An 18,582-nucleotide genomic window follows, 5' to 3' on the forward strand; every position below is an offset into this window, starting at 1 on the left:
ACCGCTGTCGGCGAGGCGGTGCCGTTCTCCGGCCCTTGGACGGTGCCGCCCGCTGACCGACCGTGGACCGGGGGTCGCCGACCGGGCCGGGCGGCTGCCGCGGGCGTGAAGTCGAACTGGAGGCAGCGGAGTTGCGCGCCGGACTGGCGCCTCGGCCAGGTGTTCTCAGTCCCGCCGCAGCAGCGCGTCCGTCGCCCGCCCGAACATCCACCGCGCCGACCGTTCCAGCGGGCGGTCGGCCACACCGGGCAGCCCGCGTACGTTCACGTCCTCGCGCCAGACCACCCGTGAACCTCCGTCCTCCGCCGGGTGGACCTCGATCTCCGCCCAGCCGGTGACGAACCTGCCGCGCTTCTCCAGCCGGCACCGCCCCGGACCCCCGTCGAGCGGCGGCCGCCAGGCGGTGACTTCCATCGGGTCGTCGAACGCGAGGGGCCCGATCCCCGACCGGGCGACGAACACGGTGCCGCGCCCTGTCGGCGGCGGGGTGCGCACGGTGACCCGGGTCAGCGGCACGACGTCCGCGTGCCGCGGCCAGTCGGTGAGGCGGCGCCAGCTCTCGGCGACGGAGAGCGGGGTCACGCGTTCCAGGACGAAGAGGGCCACGGGGCGAGCCTACGGGCGTTCGTCGCGATCGGGTCCCGGACAGGGCCGGGGCGCCGTGACGGCGTGACTCAGGGCCGGTACACGGTGCCCGGTTCGGCCTTCCCCGGTGCCAGCAGCTGGGGGACGGTGACGAACACGTAGCCGCGTTCCTTCAGTGCGTCGATGATGCCGGGCACGGCGGGCACCGTGCCCGGGTAGAGGTCGTGCAGCAGGATGATCCCGTCCCGGGACGACTGCTGCTGGACGCGCTTCGTGATGAGCGCGGAGTCGTCGGTCTGGTAGTCCTTGGCCGTCACGCTCCACAGGACCTCCGCGAGCCCCTCCTCGCGCGCGATCCTGTGCACGGTGTCGTCCGTGCGGCCCTGCGGCGGACGCATCAGCGTCGGCCTGTGGCCGGTGAGCCGTTCTATGGCCTCGTCCGGGCGGCGCAGTTCCTCCCGTATCTCCTTCGGGGATATCCGGGTGAGGATCCGATGGTCCCACGTGTGGCTGGCCACCTCGTGGCCCTCGGCCGCCATGCGCCGGACCAGCTCCGGGTACTTCTCGATGTGCCGCTTGCCCAGCAGGAAGAACGTCGCCGGGACCTTCTTCTCCTCGAGGATGTCGAGCAGCCGGGCCGAGTGCTCGCTCGGGCCGGCGTCGAAGGTCAGCGCGATGCACTTGGCCTTCCGGCAGTCGACGGCTCCGAAGCCGACCCGCAGTACGGCGTCCTCCGCGTCGGCCCGTGCGGCGCTCGGCGCGGTGGTGTGCAGTGTCGTGCACCCCGTGAGCGGGAGGGCCAGAGCCACGGCGGCGGAGATCGTGGCCACGGCACGGAACCCGGGCAGGGGTCTTTTCATCTTCCAGGGCAGAGAAGGCATGCCCGCACTATACATACCGTGTATACACGGTATGTATAGTGCGGAGTGCTGGGCTGAAGCGCTGGTCGGCAGCCTGTTGCGGGCCGGGCGGAGGACTCGGGGGACGCTCTTCGGGGGAGTGCTCAGGCCGCCACGCGCAGCCCCGCCGTCCGCCGGACCCGGCGTTCCGCGCCGACCGCGAAGACCCCGCCGGGTCTTGAGGTGTTCGGGGGCGACCGCTCGGGGCCGGCTTCACGTCTTCGGGGCATGCCCGGCTCTCCGGGCGGCGGCGTGCCGGTCAGACGAGCTTGCGCAGGGTGTCCGGCCCCGGCGGCCGGTGCCCCGGGCGTCGTACGCCGGCCGTGCGGCCCACGAGCAGGGCCAGCGACAGGAGGCGCCGCCAGTCGAGGGCGGGCTTCGCCGTCGGGACACCGGGCCGGTTCCTCGGGACGCGCACCCGGAGCGCACCCGGCACGACCCGGCAGTGCACCGGCGTCGGCAGGACCATGGCCTCGCCGTCGATGCCGACCTCCAGTTCGGCGCTGTCGGCACCGACGACGACCTCGCGGGCGGTGAGGACGGAGAGGCCGCCCGGGTCCGGGGCGAGCAGCAGCGCGGCGGCCTCCACGGCGCTGTCGACCTTGACGCCGAGGATGCCGAGCAGCCCGGAGTCGAGCCGCTCGCGGCGGCCCAGACCGGCGGACTCGTTCGTGCGGTAGGGGTTGTTGCTCACCAGCAGGGCCTGCGGGGCGTCGAGGGTCGTGCCGGCGGCCTCCGCGGTCAGCTGCGGCCCGCGCTGGCGGGTGAGCAGGTCCGGGAGGAGTTGCAGCGAGGTGCCGATCTTGTCGTCCCGGTAGGCGGGATCCTGGACGACGGCCGCGTAAGCGCCGAACGACGCGTTGTTGACGAAGGGGTGGCCGCCCGCGAAGCCGAGGTCGACGCGCAGCTCCACACCGTTCGGCAGGGCGTCGAGGCATGTGGACGGGTCGTCGCGGTCGAGACCCAGGTCCATCGCGAAGTGGTTGCGGGTGCCGGCCGAGATCACCAGGAACGGCAGGCCGTGTTCGACGGCGACGGCCGCGACGAGGGCCTGCGTCCCGTCGCCGCCCGCGACGCCGAGCAGATCCGCGCCGTCCGCGACCGCCTGCCGGGCCAGCTCGGTCACGTCCTGATGGTTCTCCGGGTCGAGCAGCACGACCCGTGCACCGAGCCGCTCGGCCTTCTCCACGAGGCCGAACTGCTCCACCTTGCCGCCGCCGGAGCGCGGGTTCATCAGGACGAACGGGCGGCGCGGTGGCGGGGTGCGGTGCTCCTTCATCGGCCGCACCCGGCCCCGGGCGCTCCGCAGCGCGTACCGGCCGCACCAGACCGCGAGGACCCACAGCACCGGCGACAGCAGCAGCGTCCACAGCAGCGTGACCGCGAGGACCACGATGACGCCGAGGGGTACCGCGATCGCCAGCAGCCCCGCGATCCAGCGCGCGGGGCCCCGCCGGGTGAGCATCCACCACAGCGCCGCCGCGGCGACGGCCATGCCGACGACGGCGGCGATCAGGAGCAGCACGCCGCGCACCCCACCGGTGAAGAGCGGCACGGCCACCGCGAGTGCCGCCGCGGCGAGCGACGCCCTCGCCGCCCACCGCTCCCGGGCCGGCGGTCTCGTGTCCGTCATCGTTCCTCCACCGCTCGGTCCCTCACGCACTGACCTCACCGTACGAGAGGAACCGCTCCTCCGGTCACGCGGACCCGGTCCGCCGGGCTCCCGAGGGGCTGGGCCCGAGGTCGGGGAACCCCCGCTCGCGGCCGAGCCCGCCGCGGGCGGGCCGTGCGCGTCAGGGGGCGGTGGCGGCGCCGTCGGCGCGTTTCGCGGAGGGGCCGGGGCGGGTCCGCGCGTCGGGCGGGATCAGCTCGCCGTGATCCGCGCCGCAGACGACCACCGCGCGGACCTGCTCGCCGCAGCCGTCGTGCACGACCTCCAGGGGCGGGCCCTCGGGGTCCGCGGTGTGGCGGTCGCCCCACTGCTTCAGCGCGATCATGGCGGGCCACAGCTCCCAGCCCTTGCGGGTGAGCCGGTACTCGTGCCGGGTGCGGCTGCCCGGTTCGCTGTAGGGGACGGTGTCCAGGATCCCGGCCGCGACGAGCTTGCGCAGCCGGTCGGCCAGCACGCTCTCGGACAGGCCGACATGGCGGCGGAAGTCGTCGAACCGCCGCACGCCGTTCATGGAGTCCCGCAGGACCAGCATCGACCACTTCTCGCCGATCAGGTCGAGCGTCCGCTGGACCGTGCAGTTGTCGGTGCTGGTGTCGAGCCACGTCATGGGGCCATCGTAGGCTGGCTGTGTCATTGACAGCCAGGTCTCGTGCTGGCTAACTTCGAAAAAAGAAGACAGACCGGGTCGAGCGGAACGGGGAACGGCATGGGCAGGTCACGCACATACGACTGGGAGGACCCGGCCGTCTCCGCGTCCGCCGTCGGGCACCACAGCGGCCTCGACTTCCTCCGCGAGGTGCAGGCCGGACGGCTCCCCGCACCACCGATCGCCGCGACCCTCGGCATGACCCTCGAAGAGGTCGAGCACGGCCGCGCGGTCTTCTCCCTGATCCCGGGGGAGGAGCACTACAACCCCATCGGCAGCGTCCACGGCGGGGTGTACGCCACGCTGCTCGACTCCGCCGCGGGGTGCGCGGTGCAGTCCGTGCTGCCCCCGGCCATGGGCTACACGTCGCTGGACCTGACCGTGAAGTTCCTGCGGCCGGTCACCGTGGACACCGGCAGGATCCGCGCCGTCGGCACCGTCCTCAACAGCGGCCGCCGTACGGCCCTCGCCCAGGCGGAACTCCTCGACGGGGCCGACCGGCTGCTCGCCCACACCACCAGCAGTTGCCTGCTGTTCCCCGTCCCCGTCTGAGCCCCCGATCGAGCGCCGCGGGCACCGACCGGCCTACAGGGGCGTGTGACCCTCCAGGTACTGGCGTACGGCCCCGGGCAGCCCGGTACCGATGGCCTCCGCGAACGGGGTCCAGCGGAGCTGCTCCGCGCCGAGCCGGGCCTCCGCCGACGGGGTGTCGCTCAGCAGCCGGCACACCACGGTCGACGGGCCGGCCACCGGACCCTCCACCGCGTCGCCGTCCGCCTCCAGGAGCGAGGAACCGTCCACGAGGTAGCCGGTGAGTTCGTAGACCACACGCGCCGCCGTGGCCTGCGGACGCTCGGCCGGTTCCGGGGGTCCGGACGGCAGCCCCCAGCCGTTCGGCGCGTCGACGAGCAGCAGCAGGCCGTCGTCCACGACGACCGCCTCCACCGTGTCCCGGGCGGTCTGCTCCAGAGTCATGGCCCAACCGTTCCTTCCGTTGCCGCGCGACCGTCGGGCCGGTCCCGTCCGGGTGTCCCGTTCCTACCCGGCGGGAGCCGGTTCACGCGGCGCGGACACCTCCCCGCGCCGAGCCCCCGCCCGTGCCTCTCCCCGCCGGGCTGCGGGGTCGCAACGGGACTAACGTGACGGTGTATGAGGATGAAGCTCCCCCTGGACGCCGTGCCGCGCCTGACCGGCGCGATCGTCCTCGGCGCCGCCGTCGGCGTGGCCGTGGGTCTGCCCACCGACATCCTGCTGGGCCTGCTGGCCGGGATCGCCGCGACGGAACTGTTCTTCGTCCTGGCGGGCTGGGCGGTGCTGTGGCCCATGGACGCCGCGGCCACCCGGCGCAACACCCGGCGCGAGGACTTCCGGCCCGTGACCGACGAGTTCGTCGTCGTCGCGGTCGCCCTGTGCGGGCTGTTCGCGATCGTGCTGCTGCTCGTGCGCGGAGGCAAGGCGGACGACGGACACGCGGCCGCGGTCACGGCCCTGTGCGGCGTCTTCCTCGCCTGGTCCGCGCTGCACCTGATGTACGCCACCCGCTACGCCTACCTGTACTACGAGCACAACGGCGGCATCGACTTCAATTCCGACGACCCGCCCTCGTACCGCGACTTCTTCTATTTCAGCTACAACCTCGGAATGACGTACCAGGTCTCCGACACCGACGTGTCGAGTTCCGCCATCCGTTCCATCGTGCTCAGGCATTCCCTCCTTTCGTATGTGTTCGGCACCAGCATTCTCGCCACCGCCATCAACGTCGTCGTGGGAATCGTCAGCGGCTGACGCGCCGGACGCCGGACACGGGGGTGCTGACGAGTTCCCGGCGCCGGGAACTCGTGCGGATTCCTCCGGCACCCAGCAGGATGGGGAGAGGTACCGACCGTCCCGCACGCGAGGGACACTCCCGCGTCTCACGAGGAGGCCGACTCTTGGCTGAGCGACAGGCCGTCATCTCCCGGCCGGCCAGGGCCACCGTCTTCCTCGTGCTCACCGTCACGCCGGGCCACGAGGACACGGTCCGCGACCTCCTGGAGGACGTGTCGGGCCTGCGCCGCTCCGTCGGCTTCCGCGCCCCCGGCGACCGGCTCGCCTGCATCGTCGGCATCGGCTCCGAGGTCTGGGACCGGCTGTTCGACGGGCCCCGCCCGCGGGAACTGCACCCCTTCACCGAGCTGACCGGCAAACGCCACCGGGCCCCGTCCACCCCCGGCGACCTGCTCTTCCACCTCCGGGCCGACCGGATGGACCTCTGCTTCGAACTGGCCCGGCTCATCATGGAACGCCTCGACGGCGCGGTCAGGACCGTCGACGAGGTCCACGGGTTCAAGTACTTCGACGAGCGCGACCTGCTCGGCTTCGTCGACGGCAGCGAGAACCCGGAAGGGCAGCTCGCCGCCGACTCCGTGTTCGTCGGCGACGAGGACCCGGACTTCGCGGACGGCAGCTACGTGATCATCCAGAAGTACCTGCACGACATGGCCGCGTGGAACGCCCTGCCCGACACCGAGCAGGAGAAGGTCATCGGCCGCACCAAGGCGGCCAACGTCGAACTCCCCGACGACGTCAAACCGGCCGACTCCCACGTCGCGCTCAACACCATCACCGACGACGACGGCGACGAACGCAAGATCGTGCGGGAGAACATGCCGTTCGGCGCGCCCGGAGAGAGCGAGTTCGGCACCTTCTTCATCGGCTACGCGCGCACCCCCGACGTGACCGAGCAGATGCTGCGGAACATGTTCCTCGGCGACGGCCCGGCCCCGCACGACCGCATCCTCGACTTCTCGACCGCGATCACCGGCTGCCTCTTCCACGTCCCGACCGTCGACTTCCTCGACGACCTGCCCGCACCCCCCGGCGAGGACTGGACGGACGTCGCCGCGGCCTCCGGCGAGGAGACGGCGGCGGACCCGCCCGCCCCGCCCGCGGAGCGGCCCACGGCGGACGGCTCGCTGGGCATCGGCAGCCTCAAAGGAGTCTGAACATGACCACGTTCGACGGCACCGGCAACCTGCACCGTGAACTCGCCCCCATCACGCCCGCGGCCTGGGCCGAGATCGAGGACGAGGCGCGCCGCACCTTCCGGCGCAACCTCGCCGGACGGCGCGTCGTGGACGTCACCGGCCCCGAAGGCCCGGAACTCGCCGCCGTGGGCACCGGCCACCTCGCCGGCATCGACGGCCCCTCGCCCGGGGTCACCGCCCGGCTGCGCCAGGTCCGGCCCCTCGTCGAACTGACCGTGCCGTTCCGCGTCGGCCGCGACGCCGTCGACGACGTCGACCGGGGCGCCAAGGACTCCGACTGGCAGCCGGTCAAGGACGCCGCCCGCACCATGGCGTTCGCCGAGGACCAGACCGTCTTCAACGGCTACGCCGCCGCGAGCGTCGACGGGCTGCGGGCCCGCACCTCCAACCCGGTACTCCGCCTGCCCGCCGAACCGCGCGACTTCCCCGACGCCGTCAGCCACGCCCTGAGCACCCTGCGGCTGGCCGGCGTGCAGGGCCCGTACACGCTGCTGCTCGGCGCCGAGGCCTACACGGCGGTCAGCGAGACCTCCGACCACGGTTACCCCATCGCCGCCCACCTCGGCCGGATGCTCGACGGCCGGCTGATCTGGGCGCCCGCCGTCGAAGGGGCCTTCCTGCTCACCACCCGGGGCGGCGACTACGAGCTGCGGCTCGGCGAGGACCTCGCCATCGGCTACACCTCGCACGACGCCGACGGCATCGACTTGTACTTCCGCCAGACCCTGACCTTCCTCGTGTACACGGACGAGGCCGTGGTGGCGCTCGACCCGTGGACCGACGCCGGCACGGACCGGGCCTGACAGTCCCTGACAGGCCCCGGCAGGGACCGACCCTGCGCCGAGGATGCCGAGGGACGCCGAGGGACGACCACAGACACGGCCCCGGCGGACCGACGTCCGCTCCGCGTGTACGCGCTCCCGTGCCGTGGTCCTGCCCAACCCGCCTTTCCCCGAAGCGAGTTCATCGTGTGCCGGTGCATTGCCGCCGCCCGCGGAACCGGCCCGGGCGATGCCGTCTCCGGTTGCGGAGCAATGGGCCCCGCGAAATGGTGGAGAGTACTCATCGCCGCTCCGGGAGCTGCTCATGTCGATGTCGACGTACGGTTTCGGCTCGTCCGATCCTTTCGGCGAATTGCTGAACCGCTTTTTCGGTATGTCACCCGCGTCGTCCCCGCCCGCGGTGCAGCGCGTACCGATCGGGCGGCTGCTGACCGAGTCGTCGCAGGAACTCCTCAATCTGGCCGCGCAGCGCGCCATGGAGGACGGCACCTCGGACCTCGACACGGAGCAGCTGCTCTGGGCCGCCACGAAGGTCGAACCCTCGCGCTCACTGCTGGCCCAGGCCGGGGTCGACCCCGACGCCCTCGCCGCGCAGCTCGCCGAGGTGCTGCCGCGCGAGGCCAGTGAGCCGTCGTCGGAACCGGGCCTCACCCCGGCGGCCAAGCGCACCCTCGCCACCGCCTACGCCCGCTCGCAGGCCTCGGGGGTCTCCTACATCGGCCCCGAGCACATCCTGGGCGCCCTGCTCGGCGACGCCGACAGCGGCGCGGCGCAGCTTCTGCGCGCCGACGGACAGGACGCGCAGAAGCTGGCGGGTCTCACGGAACGCGCCGCACGTCAGGAGAACCGCTCGTCCGCCGAGCCCGAGAAGCCCGCGACGACCCTCGACGAGTTCGGGCGGGACCTGACCGAGGAGGCCAAGGCCGGAAAGCTCGACCCGGTGGTCGGGCGGGCCGAGGAGATCGAGCAGACCATCGAGATCCTCTCCCGCCGCTCCAAGAACAACCCCGTCCTCATCGGCGAGCCCGGCGTCGGCAAGACCGCCATCGTCGAAGGGCTCGCCCAGCGCATCGTCTCCGGCGACGTCCCCGAGACGCTGAAGGGCAAGCGGGTCGTCTCGCTCGACCTGTCCGGCATGGTCGCGGGCGCCCAGTACCGCGGGCAGTTCGAGGAACGCCTGAAGAAGGTCATCGAGGATGTCCAGGACTCGGACGGCGAGATCATCCTCTTCATCGACGAACTCCACACCGTGGTCGGCGCGGGCGCGTCGGGCGAGAGCTCGATGGACGCGGGCAACATGCTCAAGCCCGCCCTCGCCCGCGGAGAACTGCACGTCGTCGGCGCCACGACCATCGACGAGTACCGCAAGTACGTCGAGAAGGACGCCGCGCTCGAACGCCGCTTCCAGCCCGTGATGGTCCCGGAGCCGACGGTCGAGGAGACCGTGCAGATCCTGGAGGGGCTGCGCGACGCCTACGAGGCGCACCACCAGGTCCGCTTCGCCGACGGCGCCCTCGCGGCGGCGGCCGAGCTGTCCGACCGCTACATCAGCGACCGGTTCCTGCCCGACAAGGCGATCGACGTGATGGACCAGGCGGGCGCGCGCGTACGGCTGCGCAGCGCGAGCCGCTCGACCGAGGTCGCCGAACGCGAGGACCGCGTCGCCAAACTGCGCCGCGAACGCGACCAGTCCGTCGCCGCCGAGGACTTCGAGCGGGCGGGCCGGCTCAAGCAGCGGATCGCCGAGGCCGAGGGCGAACTCGCGGGCATCGAGGAGCGCCGGGCCGGCGTCGTGTCCGTGACCGCCCGCGACATCGCCGACATCGTCTCCCGGCGCACCGGTATCCCGGTCTCCCAGCTCACCGCCAGCGAGAAGGAGAAGCTCCTCAAGCTGGAGGAGGAGATGCACTCCCGCATCGTCGGCCAGGACGAGGCGGTCACCGCCGTGTCGCAGGCGGTGCGCCGCAACCGCGCCGGCATGGGCGACCCCAACCGCCCCGTCGGCTCCTTCCTCTTCCTCGGTCCGACCGGCGTCGGCAAGACCGAACTGGCCAAGACCCTCGCGGAACTGCTCTTCGGTGACGAGAACCGCATGACCCGCTTCGACATGAGCGAGTTCCAGGAGAAGCACACGGTGGCCCGCCTGGTCGGCGCGCCTCCCGGATACGTGGGCTACGACGAGGCCGGCCAGCTCACCGAGAAGGTCCGCCGGCAGCCGTACAGCGTCGTGCTGTTCGACGAGGTGGAGAAGGCCCACCCCGACGTCTTCAACACCCTGCTCCAGATCCTCGACGACGGACGGCTCACGGACGGCCAGGGCCGCACCGTCGACTTCCGGCACTGCGTCGTGATCATGACGTCCAACATCGGCGCGCACCTGATCCTCGACCACAAGGGCGACGTGTCCGAGCTGAAGGACGTGCTGATGGACGAGTTGCGGACGCGGTTCCTGCCGGAGTTCCTCAACCGCATCGACGACATCATCATCTTCCACGGCCTCAGCGAGGACGACCTCTCGGAGATCGTCGACCACTTGCTCGGACAGAGCGAACGCCGGGTGCACGCGCAGGGGATGAAGCTGGAGGTGACGGACGCGGCCAAGAAGCTGCTCGTCGCCCACGGCCACCAGCCCGAGTTCGGCGCACGGCCCCTGCGTCGGACCATCCAGACCGAACTCGACAACCGCATCGCCGAGTTGCTGCTCAGCGGCGAGGCCGAACCCGGCGACACGATCGTCGCCGACGTCCGGGACGACACGGTCGACTGCACCGTGCGCAAGGGGGAGGGCCCGGCGGCGGAGGACCCGGGCGGCGACGGGACCGCGGACGAGCAGGACGGCGTGACGAACGACGGGACGGAGGACTCCTGACACCGAAAGGCGTGCCCGGGCGGGCGTGCGTCCGTCCCGGGCAGTCCATTTGAGGAGGCTGCGCATGACGCACCACAAGTCCAACCGAGCTGTCGAAGGCGATCCGGAGCACGGCCACAGCAGGGGCATGCCCCGGCGGGTCGACGAGGACGAGCTCCAGGCACGCACGGAACGCGACCGGCGCGAGGCCGGTCTGCCGGGCGGACCCACGGAGGACCCGGACACCGCGTACCGGCAGGAGCGCGAGGAGATCGACCGCGAGGTCGGCACCGGTGAGATGCCCGCGGGCCGGATCACCCGGCGTGAACGGGATCCCTTCCCGCCGTCGCACTACGAGCGCTGACGCAATGACGACGGCCGGCCGCGGGATCACCTGAGGGTGGTCGCGCGGTCGGCCGTCCTGCTGTCCCGGTCCGGTGGCCCGACGGTCACCCGTCGGTGGCGGACCCGGATCCGTCGCCGAGAGAGACCACCTCCGCGCTCTCCTGTCCGTCGGGCGCGTCGAAGTCCACCGTGTCCCCCGGCCGGCGGCCGAGCAGCGCGCGCCCGAGGGGGCTGTCGGCGGTGACCAGCGTGCCGTCCTGCGCCACGGCGGTCTCGCCGATCTGCACGGTCTCCACGGTGCCGTCGCCGAACCGGACGGTCACCGTGCTGCCGACCCCGACCAGACCGGTGGGGGGAGGCCCCGCCACGTCCGCCTGACGCAGTCGCGTGGTGATGTCCCTGATGCGGTCGTCCAGCCGCCGCTCGTCGTCGGCGCGCTGCAGCTCGTCCGCCTCGTCGGCCCGGTCGCCCACGTCGGCGTCCGAACCCCGCAGGGTCGCGTGGACGGTGGCCCGCTCGGTGCGGAGGTCGGCGAGTTCCTGTTCGAGGGCCTGCCGGGCGGTCTCGCTGATCGGCGCTGGTTCGGTGGCCATGCCTGCTCCTCGGGAGGGGGGATGTGCAGCACGTTCCGGTGCGGGACGCCGCAAATAAGTCGATCGTAGGTCGAATCGCGACGAAATGTGATGTATGGAATCGTGGAGCGCGGTGTACCCGACCATCAGGGCACCTCACGGTGCCCCGCGCACGAGGGAGGCTCCGCATGTCGTCGAAGCGACGCCGGAAGAAGAAGAGCAGGCGCAAGCACGCGGCGAACCACGGGAAACGGCCCCAGTCCTAGGCGCGGTGAGACTCTTGAACGCATCCCAGAACGGACACGACGGAGTGGAACCCAACGTGGGGCCCACCCCGGAGGGTGAACCGGAGTTCCATCCGTACCACCACCCGGCGGCCGGCTGGGGTGCGGCCAAGAGCGTCACCCGCGTCCTGGTGGGTGAGAAGGCCCTGGTCGACGGACCCCGCGCGATCATGCGCATGAACCACGAGCGCACGGGCTTCGACTGTCCGGGATGCGCGTGGCCCGACGACACCAAGGGCCTGCACCTGGACATCTGCGAGAACGGCATCAAGCACGTCACGTGGGAGATGACCGGCAAGCGGGTCGGCCCCGAGTTCTTCGCCGCGCACTCGGTGAGCGAACTCTTCGAGTGGAGCGACTTCGACCTGGAGGACCAGGGCCGTCTCACCGGGCCGATGGTCTACGACCCCGAGTCGGACCACTACGTGCCGATCAGCTGGCGTGACGCGTTCGAACTGGTCGGGCGGACCCTGCGGGAGCTCGACGACCCGAATCAGGCCTCCTTCTACACCTCGGGCCGCCTCGGCAACGAAGCCACGTTCCTCTACCAGTTGATGGCCCGGGAGCTGGGCACGAACAACCTGCCCGACTGCTCGAACATGTGCCACGAAGCCAGCGGCCGCGCGCTCACGGCGTCCCTCGGCACCGGCAAGGGAACCGCCGACCTCAAGGACTGGGAGACCACCGACGCCCTCTTCATCATGGGGGTCAACGCCGCCTCCAACGCGCCCCGGATGCTCACCGCGCTCGCCGAGGCCTACGACCGCGGCGCGCAGATCGTGCACATCAACCCGCTCGTCGAAGCCGCCGCGACCCGCACCATCGTGCCCCACGACTTCACGGACATGGCCCTCTTCAAGTCGACGCGGACCAGCACCCTGAACCTCCAGGTCCGTATCGGCGGCGACATGGCGCTCCTGCGGGGCATGTCCAAGGCCGTCCTGGAACAGGCCAAGACCGACCCCAAGGCGCTCGACCAGGAGTTCATCGACCGGCACACGGCCTACTTCGACGACTACCGCGCGGTCTGCGAGGCCACGCCCTGGGACGAGATCGAGCGGCAGTCCGGCATCGACCGCGACGGCATCCTCAAGGCCGCACAGGTGTACCGCGAGGCGGACCGCTCCATCATGAGCTGGTGCCTCGGTGTCAGCCAGCACGAACACGGCGTCGACACCGTACGGGAGATCGTCAACCTCCTTCTGCTGCGCGGCAATCTGGGCCGAGAGGGGGCCGGACCGTCACCGGTGCGCGGCCACAGCAACGTCCAGGGCAACCGGACCTGCGGCATCGACCACCGGCCCGGCGAGGAGTTCCTGAACCGGCTGGGCGAGGTCTGCGGGATCGACCCGCCGCGCGAGCACGGCATGGACACCGTCGCCACGATCCAGGCCATGCGGCGCGGCGACGTGAAGGTGTTCGTCGGCATGGGCGGCAACTTCGCCCTGGCCGCGCCCGACACCCCGTACACCTACGCCGCACTCCGCACGTGCGACCTCACCGTCCAGGTGAGCACCAAGCTCAACCGCAGCCACCTCGTGCACGGGCGGCGGGCGCTCATCCTGCCGTGCCTCGGCCGGACCGAGAAGGACCACCAGCGCGGCGGCATCCAGAGCACCTCCGTCGAGGACTCGATGAGCATGGTCCACCTGTCCATCGGCATGAAGCGCCCCGCCTCGAAGCACCTGCTGTCCGAGCCCGCCATCATCGCCGGCATGGCCCGCGCCGCCCTCCCCGACAGTGCCACCCCCTGGGAGTGGTACATCGAGGACTACGACCGCATCCGCGACACGATGGCGCAGACCCTCGACGGCTTCGAGGACTGCAACCGCCGCGTCCGTCTGCCGCTCGGCTTCCGCATCAAACAGCCCGCCCGCGAACTGGTCTTCCTCACCCCGAGCGGCCAGGCCGAGTTCTCCACCGCGCCCCTGCCCGACGTGGTCCCCGCGCCCGGCACCCTGGCGCTCGGCACGATGCGCTCCCACGACCAGTGGAACACGACCATCTACTCGGACAACGACCGCTACCGGGGGATCAAGAACCTCCGCACCCTCGTCTTCATGAACGAGGACGACATGCGCGAACGAGGCGTCTGCGAGTTCGACCCGGTCGACATCGTCGCCACCGCCAAGGACGGCACACACCGCCGCCTCGACGGCTACCTCGCCATCCCGTACGACATCCCCCGGGGCTGCGCCGCCGGCTACATGCCGGAGATGAACGTCCTCTGCGCCATCGGCGACTACAGCCTCCAGAGCGACCAGCCCCTGATGAAACACGTCAAGGTGACGATCGAGGCGCACGCCTGAACTCAGGCGTACGGGGCCGGCGGTGTGCGACCGCCGGCCCCGTGCCGTCCCCCGTGGTCCCGCCCCCGTTCCCCCGTCTCCTCGTTCAGCCGTGGCGACCCGGCGTGAGGTCAGCGGACCCGGATGAAGAGGACGTCGTAATTGCTGTTCGTGCTGCGGCTCTTGACGTAGACGCCGTCGTTGCCGCCGTTGGGATTTCCGGTGTTGCCCTCGACGGCGGTGAAGCTGGAGCCGGACACCGATCGCACGATGCCTATGTGCTCGTGACCGCCGGTGAAGTCGTTGCCGCCGTTCCAGTCGTAGGCCACGATGTCGCCCGGCTGCGGGCTGGTCGTCACCGACAGGTGGTAGTTGCCGGCCCGTGCCTGCTTCACCCAGCCGGACACGTAGGTGTTGCGGTAGGACGTGGCGCCGGTCTGCTTGCCGACCCAGCTCACGAACGTGGCGCACCAGGCGTAGTCGTCGGTGGACAGCGACAGGCCCACGGCGGACCCGTAGCTGTTCGCGCGGGCGCTGCCCTCGACCGTTCCGGCCTCCGCCTCGGCCACGGTGAGGATCTTGGCGTAGCCGCCGCCGGGCGCGGGCGACGACGGCGGGGTGACCGCCCCGTACAGCGCGGCCTTGGTGTTCGTGCCGACGTGGCCGTCGACCGAGAGGCCCTTCTCGGCCTGGAAGTCCCGCACGGCACTGTCGGTCAGCGACCCGAAGTCGCCGTCGACGGCGAGGTCGGCACCGTGGTGGTTGAGCAGACTCTGCAACTCGGTGACGCAGCCGCTCTTCTGCCCCTTCACGATCTCACTCGGGCACGAGCCGGAGTTCAGGTTGATCGGCGCCGGCGCTCCGTTGCCGCCGCCACCGCCGATGTTCGAGTACAGCGCGGCCTTGGTGTTCGCGCCCACCTCACCGTCGGCCGACAGTCCGCTCGCGGACTGGAAGGACTTCACGGCCGCCAGGGTCAGGGGGCCGAACCCGCCGTCGACGTCGAGGTGCTGGCCCTTGCCGTTCAGCAGGGCCTGCAGCGTGGCGACGCACCCGCCGCTCTGCCCCTCCACGATGTTCGCCGGGCAGGAGGCCGACCGCAGGTCCAGGCCCGTCGACGGCGACTCGTCGGTGTCGTACAGCTCCCGTTTGGTGTTCGCGCCGACCTGACCGTCGACCGACAGACCGTGGGCGGACTGGAAGCTGCGGACCGCGGTCTCCGTCCCCGCCCCGAAGTCCCCGTCCACCTCGACCGAGTAGCCGTGGTGGCGGAGCAGCCGCTGCAGTTCGCTGACGCAGCCGCCCTTGGCGCCCTTGACGACGTTCGCCGGGCACGAGGAGGACATGAGGTTGACCGGCGCGGGCGCCGAACCGCCGGTCGCGTACAGCTTGCTCTTGGTCTGGGGGCCCACCCGCCCGTCCACGGCGATCGCCGTGGCGGCCTGGTACTCGCGCACCGCGTAGTAGGTGTTCGCCCCGAACTCGCCGTCCACCTGCAGCCCGGCACCGTGCGCGTTGAGCAGGTTCTGCAACTCCGTGACGCAGCCGCTCGTCTGGCCCTGCACGATGTCGGTGGGGCAGGACGACGAGGTCAGCTTGATCGCCGCCGGCGCCGCCGCCGCGGGGCCGGCACCGAGCAGGACGCCGGCCGAGAGCATCGCCGCGGTGGCGGCGAACGTCCCGATCCGGACCCGCCACCCCGGGCCGCCGCAGACGGGGTCCCGGTGGTGAGGGCTCTCGCCGGCGGCGGGAGCGTGGATCGCAAGTCTTCCCATGGGCGGGGGACATCTCCTTCGATGATGGGTGGGTCTGCCTCGGCGAGCCGTCTCCGGCCTCGCCGCGACGTCCGCGGGGCCTGTGCCCGGCCGCCGTGGCGCGGCCCGCCCTCCCGGAGCGGGAAAGCGGGCCGCGGGGTGGGTTCACACGGCGATCGGACCGGTCAGCACGGGTAGAGCGACGCGAAGTCGTTCGCGAACCGCTTGAACGCGGCCTTGGTGTCCGCGCCCGGGTCGCCGTCGATGGCGTCGTTGTAGCCCCAGCCGAACTTGAGCATGCGCTGCAGCGCCTTGATGGTGTTCGGGCCGGGGTCGCCGTCGATGGTGTCGGTGTAGCTCCAGTACGCCTTGAGGTGGCGCTGCATGGCCTTCCAGCTGTTGGTGCCCAGCTGGCCGTCGATGCTGCCCGTGTAGCTCGCCGGAGCGTCCCGCATGAAGCACTGGACGTACTTGGCCTGCGTGGTGCTCAGGCCCAGGTTGTTCGTCGCGAGGATGGAGACGGACTGGGTCCGCGGGGTCTGGGCGGGCGCGGCGAAGCCGGGTCCGGCTGTCGCCAGACCGCCGGCGGCGAGTCCGATCACTGCGGCGGTACCCACCAGGGCCCTGGCCAGAACTGTCGATCGCATACGTCGTTTCCCTCTCGGATCGTCGAGCGCACCTTCCACGGCTGTGGTGCAGGTGGCGAGACGAGAGTGCGGCGTGCGGGGCGACGGGCACCAGCGGTGCGCCGCAAGTGAGGTCCCGACGGGACGTCCCTCACGCTGACCTGCGGGGACACCGTCCCGGGAGACGGTTCGGTGGGACGGCGGTGACGGTCGTGACGGGATGACACTTGGGTGCAGCAACCACGTTGCCGTGCGGCCCGGTGTCCGCTGATGCACAATGCGACGGCACAGGGGGCACTGACCATGGCCACTGATCAGGAACGCGTGGTGGGGGAACATGTCGCGTTGGAAAGCGCTGCCTGCGGAACTCGACCCGCGTGTACGGCAGTTGCTGGTGCGCTTACGCCGGCTGAAGGATCACAACGGGCTGACGATGCGGCAGTTGGCGGTCCGGACCGGGTACAGCGCCAAGTCCTGGGAGCGGTATCTGAGCGGCCGGTCGGTGCCGCCGCGCGACGCGGTGGAGGCCATGGCCCGCATCGGTGGTGAGGACCCGACCCGGCTCCTCGCCCTGCACGAGGTCGCCGTCGCGGCATGGCGGGACAGGCCGCTGGGCTCGCCGGGGCAGGGCGCACCGGAAGAAGGTGTGCCGGAAGAGGGCGTGCCGGAACACGCCGTCACGGAACACGCCCCGGCGGAAACGGTGACGACGGACGCGGGCCCGTCGGCCGTGGCCGCGGTCGCACCGGCCCCGGCCGGAGCGGAGGCGGCCGCACCCGAGCCGGAGCAGGCGACGACATCCGCGACGCGGGCCGCCGAAGGACCCCGAATATCCCGGCGGGCGCTGAGCATCGCCCTTGTCTCGGGCTCCGTGGCCCTGGTGCTCGCCGCGTCGGCGGCGGTGCTCGTGGCCGTACGGATCATGGACGACGACAAGGGCGGCGCACCGGCGCCCGCCGGGCACGCCGTTTCCACCGCCGCGACGACGCCGGCCGCCACGAGGGCCGCGTACAGCTGTCACCTCGCACGAGCCGACGGGCACTGGTACGCGGGCAACAGCCGTGCCACCGACTCCACCGTGGCGTACGGCGACTCGGGACCCCAGGTGGCCGAGGTGCAGTGCCTGCTCCGCAGGGCGGGGATCTCACCGGGCGGCATCGACGGGATGTTCGGCCCGTTGACGATGGGCGCGGTCGAGCGCTTCCAGAGGCAGGCGCACCTCGACGTGGACGGCATCGCCGGGCCGCGCACCTGGAAGGCCCTCCGGGGATGACACCGTCGCCCGAACACGCCCGGCTCGCCTCCGAGTTGAGGGCGTTGCGGGAACGCACCGGTCTGAGCCTGTCCGGCCTCGCGGCGAAGACCGCGTACAGCAGGTCGTCCTGGGAGCGCTACCTCAACGGCAAGGCGCTGCCGCCGCGGCAGGCGGTGCGGGAGCTGTGTCTGCTGGCCGGTGAGCCGGAGGGGCGGGCCCTCGCACTCTGGGAGATCACGGAGTCCGGATGGAGCGGCCGGGCGAAGGAGGCACCGAGGGCCGTGACGGCACCGCAGGCGTCGCCGTCACGGCCGACGCCGACGCCGACGCCGACGCCGACACCGGAGCCCGAGGCGACCGCTCGGCCGACGGGAACGCCGCCGACGGTGGTCCACGCCCAGGTCGCGCCGCCCGCTCACCAGGTGCCGCACCGGCCGGTCTCCGCCCCGCCCGACCGTCGGACGGTGACCCTCCTGGCCGTCCTGGCGACGGTGTGCGCCGTGGCCGTCGCGGGAGCGACGGTGGTGCTCGTCGTGCTGACCCGCGACCACGGCGCCGCGCGGCACACCGCCGCGCCGGCCTCGTCGGCGGTGACGCCCCCGACCCGTCCGACCTGCCGTGGAGCGGACTGCGAGGGGCTGAGCCCCATGGTCACGAAGTGCGGCGCCCAGCCCGAGACCCTCGTCCGCCGCCGCATGTCCACCGGTGCCTGGATGGAGGTGCGCTACAACCGCTGGTGCGCGGCGAGTTGGGCGCGGACCTGGGGCGCCCGCGTCGGCGACCGGATCGAGATGAGCGCGGACGGCGCGGGAAGCCCGGTGCGCCGCGCCAAGATCAAGGACGACGTCGACACCGATTCCTTCGTCTACACGCCGATGACGGCGACGCTCCCCGGCGCGGTCGTCACGGCCTGCTTCCTGCCGGCGGCGAGCGACACCAAGGAGTGCTTCGACAGCAGGGTGGCGCCGTGACAGCAGAGTGGCGCAGTGTCGGCGGGGTG

Annotated in this window: 17 protein-coding genes; 9 read left to right on the plus strand and 8 right to left on the minus strand. The window is 71.7% G+C overall.

What is annotated here, in order from left to right:
* Positions 1 to 165: 165 nt before the first annotated feature.
* The 4 genes from B0675_RS19250 to B0675_RS19265 form a co-directional block, all read right to left on the minus strand.
* A complete protein-coding gene (locus B0675_RS19250) occupies positions 166 to 606 on the minus strand; it encodes an Immediate-early protein 2 (RefSeq protein WP_107482670.1) in 441 nt (146 codons plus the stop codon).
* Between the two features lie 68 nt (positions 607 to 674).
* The gene (locus B0675_RS19255) at positions 675 to 1,445 is read right to left on the minus strand and encodes a polysaccharide deacetylase family protein (protein WP_081220054.1); all 771 of its coding nucleotides are present in this window, start codon (positions 1,443 to 1,445) and stop codon (positions 675 to 677) included.
* 298 nt (positions 1,446 to 1,743) lie between these two features.
* A complete protein-coding gene (locus B0675_RS19260) occupies positions 1,744 to 3,117 on the minus strand; it encodes a diacylglycerol kinase family protein (RefSeq protein WP_081220055.1) in 1,374 nt (457 codons plus the stop codon).
* A gap of 160 nt (positions 3,118 to 3,277) precedes the next feature.
* On the minus strand, positions 3,278 to 3,763 hold the full coding sequence (locus B0675_RS19265) for a helix-turn-helix domain-containing protein (RefSeq protein WP_081220056.1): 486 nt from the start codon (positions 3,761 to 3,763) through the stop codon (positions 3,278 to 3,280).
* A 99-nt stretch (positions 3,764 to 3,862) separates the two neighbouring features.
* On the opposite strand from B0675_RS19265, the gene B0675_RS19270 reads away from it, so the two are divergent.
* Positions 3,863 to 4,354, plus strand: a complete 492-nt coding sequence (locus tag B0675_RS19270) for a PaaI family thioesterase (RefSeq protein ID WP_081220057.1) — start codon at positions 3,863 to 3,865, stop codon at positions 4,352 to 4,354.
* A gap of 33 nt (positions 4,355 to 4,387) precedes the next feature.
* Here the strand turns inward: B0675_RS19270 and B0675_RS19275 are convergent, their stop codons facing one another.
* Positions 4,388 to 4,777 carry an NUDIX domain-containing protein gene (locus tag B0675_RS19275; protein WP_081220058.1) on the minus strand — a complete coding sequence of 130 codons (390 nt, stop codon included), beginning with the start codon at positions 4,775 to 4,777 and terminating at the stop codon, positions 4,388 to 4,390.
* 174 nt (positions 4,778 to 4,951) lie between these two features.
* On the opposite strand from B0675_RS19275, the gene B0675_RS19280 reads away from it, so the two are divergent.
* The 5 genes from B0675_RS19280 (at position 4,952) to B0675_RS19300 (ending at position 10,822) form a co-directional block, all read left to right on the plus strand.
* Positions 4,952 to 5,587, plus strand: a complete 636-nt coding sequence (locus B0675_RS19280) for a DUF1345 domain-containing protein (protein ID WP_081220059.1) — start codon at positions 4,952 to 4,954, stop codon at positions 5,585 to 5,587.
* Positions 5,588 to 5,733: 146 nt separating this feature from the next.
* Positions 5,734 to 6,786, plus strand: a complete 1,053-nt coding sequence (locus B0675_RS19285; RefSeq protein WP_081220060.1) for a Dyp-type peroxidase — start codon at positions 5,734 to 5,736, stop codon at positions 6,784 to 6,786.
* A gap of 2 nt (positions 6,787 to 6,788) precedes the next feature.
* Positions 6,789 to 7,631: a family 1 encapsulin nanocompartment shell protein gene (locus B0675_RS19290; protein ID WP_081220061.1), complete on the plus strand. Its 843-nt coding sequence runs from the start codon at positions 6,789 to 6,791 to the stop codon at positions 7,629 to 7,631.
* A gap of 283 nt (positions 7,632 to 7,914) precedes the next feature.
* Complete coding sequence (locus B0675_RS19295) at positions 7,915 to 10,479, plus strand: ATP-dependent Clp protease ATP-binding subunit (RefSeq protein WP_081220062.1); 2,565 nt, start codon at positions 7,915 to 7,917, stop codon at positions 10,477 to 10,479.
* Between the two features lie 64 nt (positions 10,480 to 10,543).
* A complete protein-coding gene (locus B0675_RS19300) occupies positions 10,544 to 10,822 on the plus strand; it encodes a hypothetical protein (protein WP_081220063.1) in 279 nt (92 codons plus the stop codon).
* A gap of 85 nt (positions 10,823 to 10,907) precedes the next feature.
* Here the strand turns inward: B0675_RS19300 and B0675_RS19305 are convergent, their stop codons facing one another.
* Positions 10,908 to 11,396 carry a GreA/GreB family elongation factor gene (locus tag B0675_RS19305; protein ID WP_081220064.1) on the minus strand — a complete coding sequence of 163 codons (489 nt, stop codon included), beginning with the start codon at positions 11,394 to 11,396 and terminating at the stop codon, positions 10,908 to 10,910.
* Positions 11,397 to 11,655: 259 nt separating this feature from the next.
* On the opposite strand from B0675_RS19305, the gene B0675_RS19310 reads away from it, so the two are divergent.
* Positions 11,656 to 13,968 (plus strand): FdhF/YdeP family oxidoreductase, encoded by a 2,313-nt coding sequence (locus B0675_RS19310; protein WP_081220065.1) that lies wholly within the window; start codon positions 11,656 to 11,658, stop codon positions 13,966 to 13,968.
* Positions 13,969 to 14,078: 110 nt separating this feature from the next.
* On the opposite strand, the gene B0675_RS19315 is transcribed toward B0675_RS19310, so the two are convergent.
* Together B0675_RS19315 and B0675_RS19320 are read right to left on the minus strand one after the other, a co-directional pair.
* On the minus strand, positions 14,079 to 15,722 hold the full coding sequence (locus tag B0675_RS19315) for a peptidoglycan-binding protein (RefSeq protein WP_081220066.1): 1,644 nt from the start codon (positions 15,720 to 15,722) through the stop codon (positions 14,079 to 14,081).
* 164 nt (positions 15,723 to 15,886) lie between these two features.
* Positions 15,887 to 16,348, minus strand: coding sequence for a peptidoglycan-binding protein (locus B0675_RS19320; RefSeq protein WP_081220067.1), 462 nt, complete (start codon positions 16,346 to 16,348; stop codon positions 15,887 to 15,889).
* Between the two features lie 316 nt (positions 16,349 to 16,664).
* Between B0675_RS19320 and B0675_RS19325 the strand changes: the two genes are divergently transcribed.
* Together B0675_RS19325 and B0675_RS19330 are read left to right on the plus strand one after the other, a co-directional pair.
* Positions 16,665 to 17,600: a peptidoglycan-binding protein gene (locus B0675_RS19325; protein ID WP_081220068.1), complete on the plus strand. Its 936-nt coding sequence runs from the start codon at positions 16,665 to 16,667 to the stop codon at positions 17,598 to 17,600.
* Positions 17,597 to 18,553 carry an XRE family transcriptional regulator gene (locus B0675_RS19330; protein ID WP_081220069.1) on the plus strand — a complete coding sequence of 319 codons (957 nt, stop codon included), beginning with the start codon at positions 17,597 to 17,599 and terminating at the stop codon, positions 18,551 to 18,553. The genes B0675_RS19325 and B0675_RS19330 overlap by 4 nt, the downstream gene beginning before the upstream one ends.
* Positions 18,554 to 18,582 lie beyond the last annotated feature (29 nt).

Source organism: Streptomyces sp. M41(2017) (assembly GCF_002078175.1).
In the GTDB taxonomy this organism is placed as follows: domain Bacteria; phylum Actinomycetota; class Actinomycetes; order Streptomycetales; family Streptomycetaceae; genus Streptomyces.

Coding starts and splice junctions, on each gene's coding strand:
- B0675_RS19295 (WP_081220062.1), top strand. CDS start 7,915: ATGTCGATGTCGACGTACGGTTTCGGCTCGTCCGATCCTTTCGGCGAA.
- B0675_RS19315 (WP_081220066.1), bottom strand. CDS start 15,722: ATGGGAAGACTTGCGATCCACGCTCCCGCCGCCGGCGAGAGCCCTCAC.
- B0675_RS19260 (WP_081220055.1), bottom strand. CDS start 3,117: ATGACGGACACGAGACCGCCGGCCCGGGAGCGGTGGGCGGCGAGGGCG.
- B0675_RS19255 (WP_081220054.1), bottom strand. CDS start 1,445: ATGAAAAGACCCCTGCCCGGGTTCCGTGCCGTGGCCACGATCTCCGCC.
- B0675_RS19300 (WP_081220063.1), top strand. CDS start 10,544: ATGACGCACCACAAGTCCAACCGAGCTGTCGAAGGCGATCCGGAGCAC.
- B0675_RS19305 (WP_081220064.1), bottom strand. CDS start 11,396: ATGGCCACCGAACCAGCGCCGATCAGCGAGACCGCCCGGCAGGCCCTC.
- B0675_RS19265 (WP_081220056.1), bottom strand. CDS start 3,763: ATGACGTGGCTCGACACCAGCACCGACAACTGCACGGTCCAGCGGACG.
- B0675_RS19280 (WP_081220059.1), top strand. CDS start 4,952: ATGAGGATGAAGCTCCCCCTGGACGCCGTGCCGCGCCTGACCGGCGCG.
- B0675_RS19330 (WP_081220069.1), top strand. CDS start 17,597: ATGACACCGTCGCCCGAACACGCCCGGCTCGCCTCCGAGTTGAGGGCG.
- B0675_RS19320 (WP_081220067.1), bottom strand. CDS start 16,348: ATGCGATCGACAGTTCTGGCCAGGGCCCTGGTGGGTACCGCCGCAGTG.
- B0675_RS19325 (WP_081220068.1), top strand. CDS start 16,665: ATGTCGCGTTGGAAAGCGCTGCCTGCGGAACTCGACCCGCGTGTACGG.
- B0675_RS19275 (WP_081220058.1), bottom strand. CDS start 4,777: ATGACTCTGGAGCAGACCGCCCGGGACACGGTGGAGGCGGTCGTCGTG.
- B0675_RS19270 (WP_081220057.1), top strand. CDS start 3,863: ATGGGCAGGTCACGCACATACGACTGGGAGGACCCGGCCGTCTCCGCG.
- B0675_RS19290 (WP_081220061.1), top strand. CDS start 6,789: ATGACCACGTTCGACGGCACCGGCAACCTGCACCGTGAACTCGCCCCC.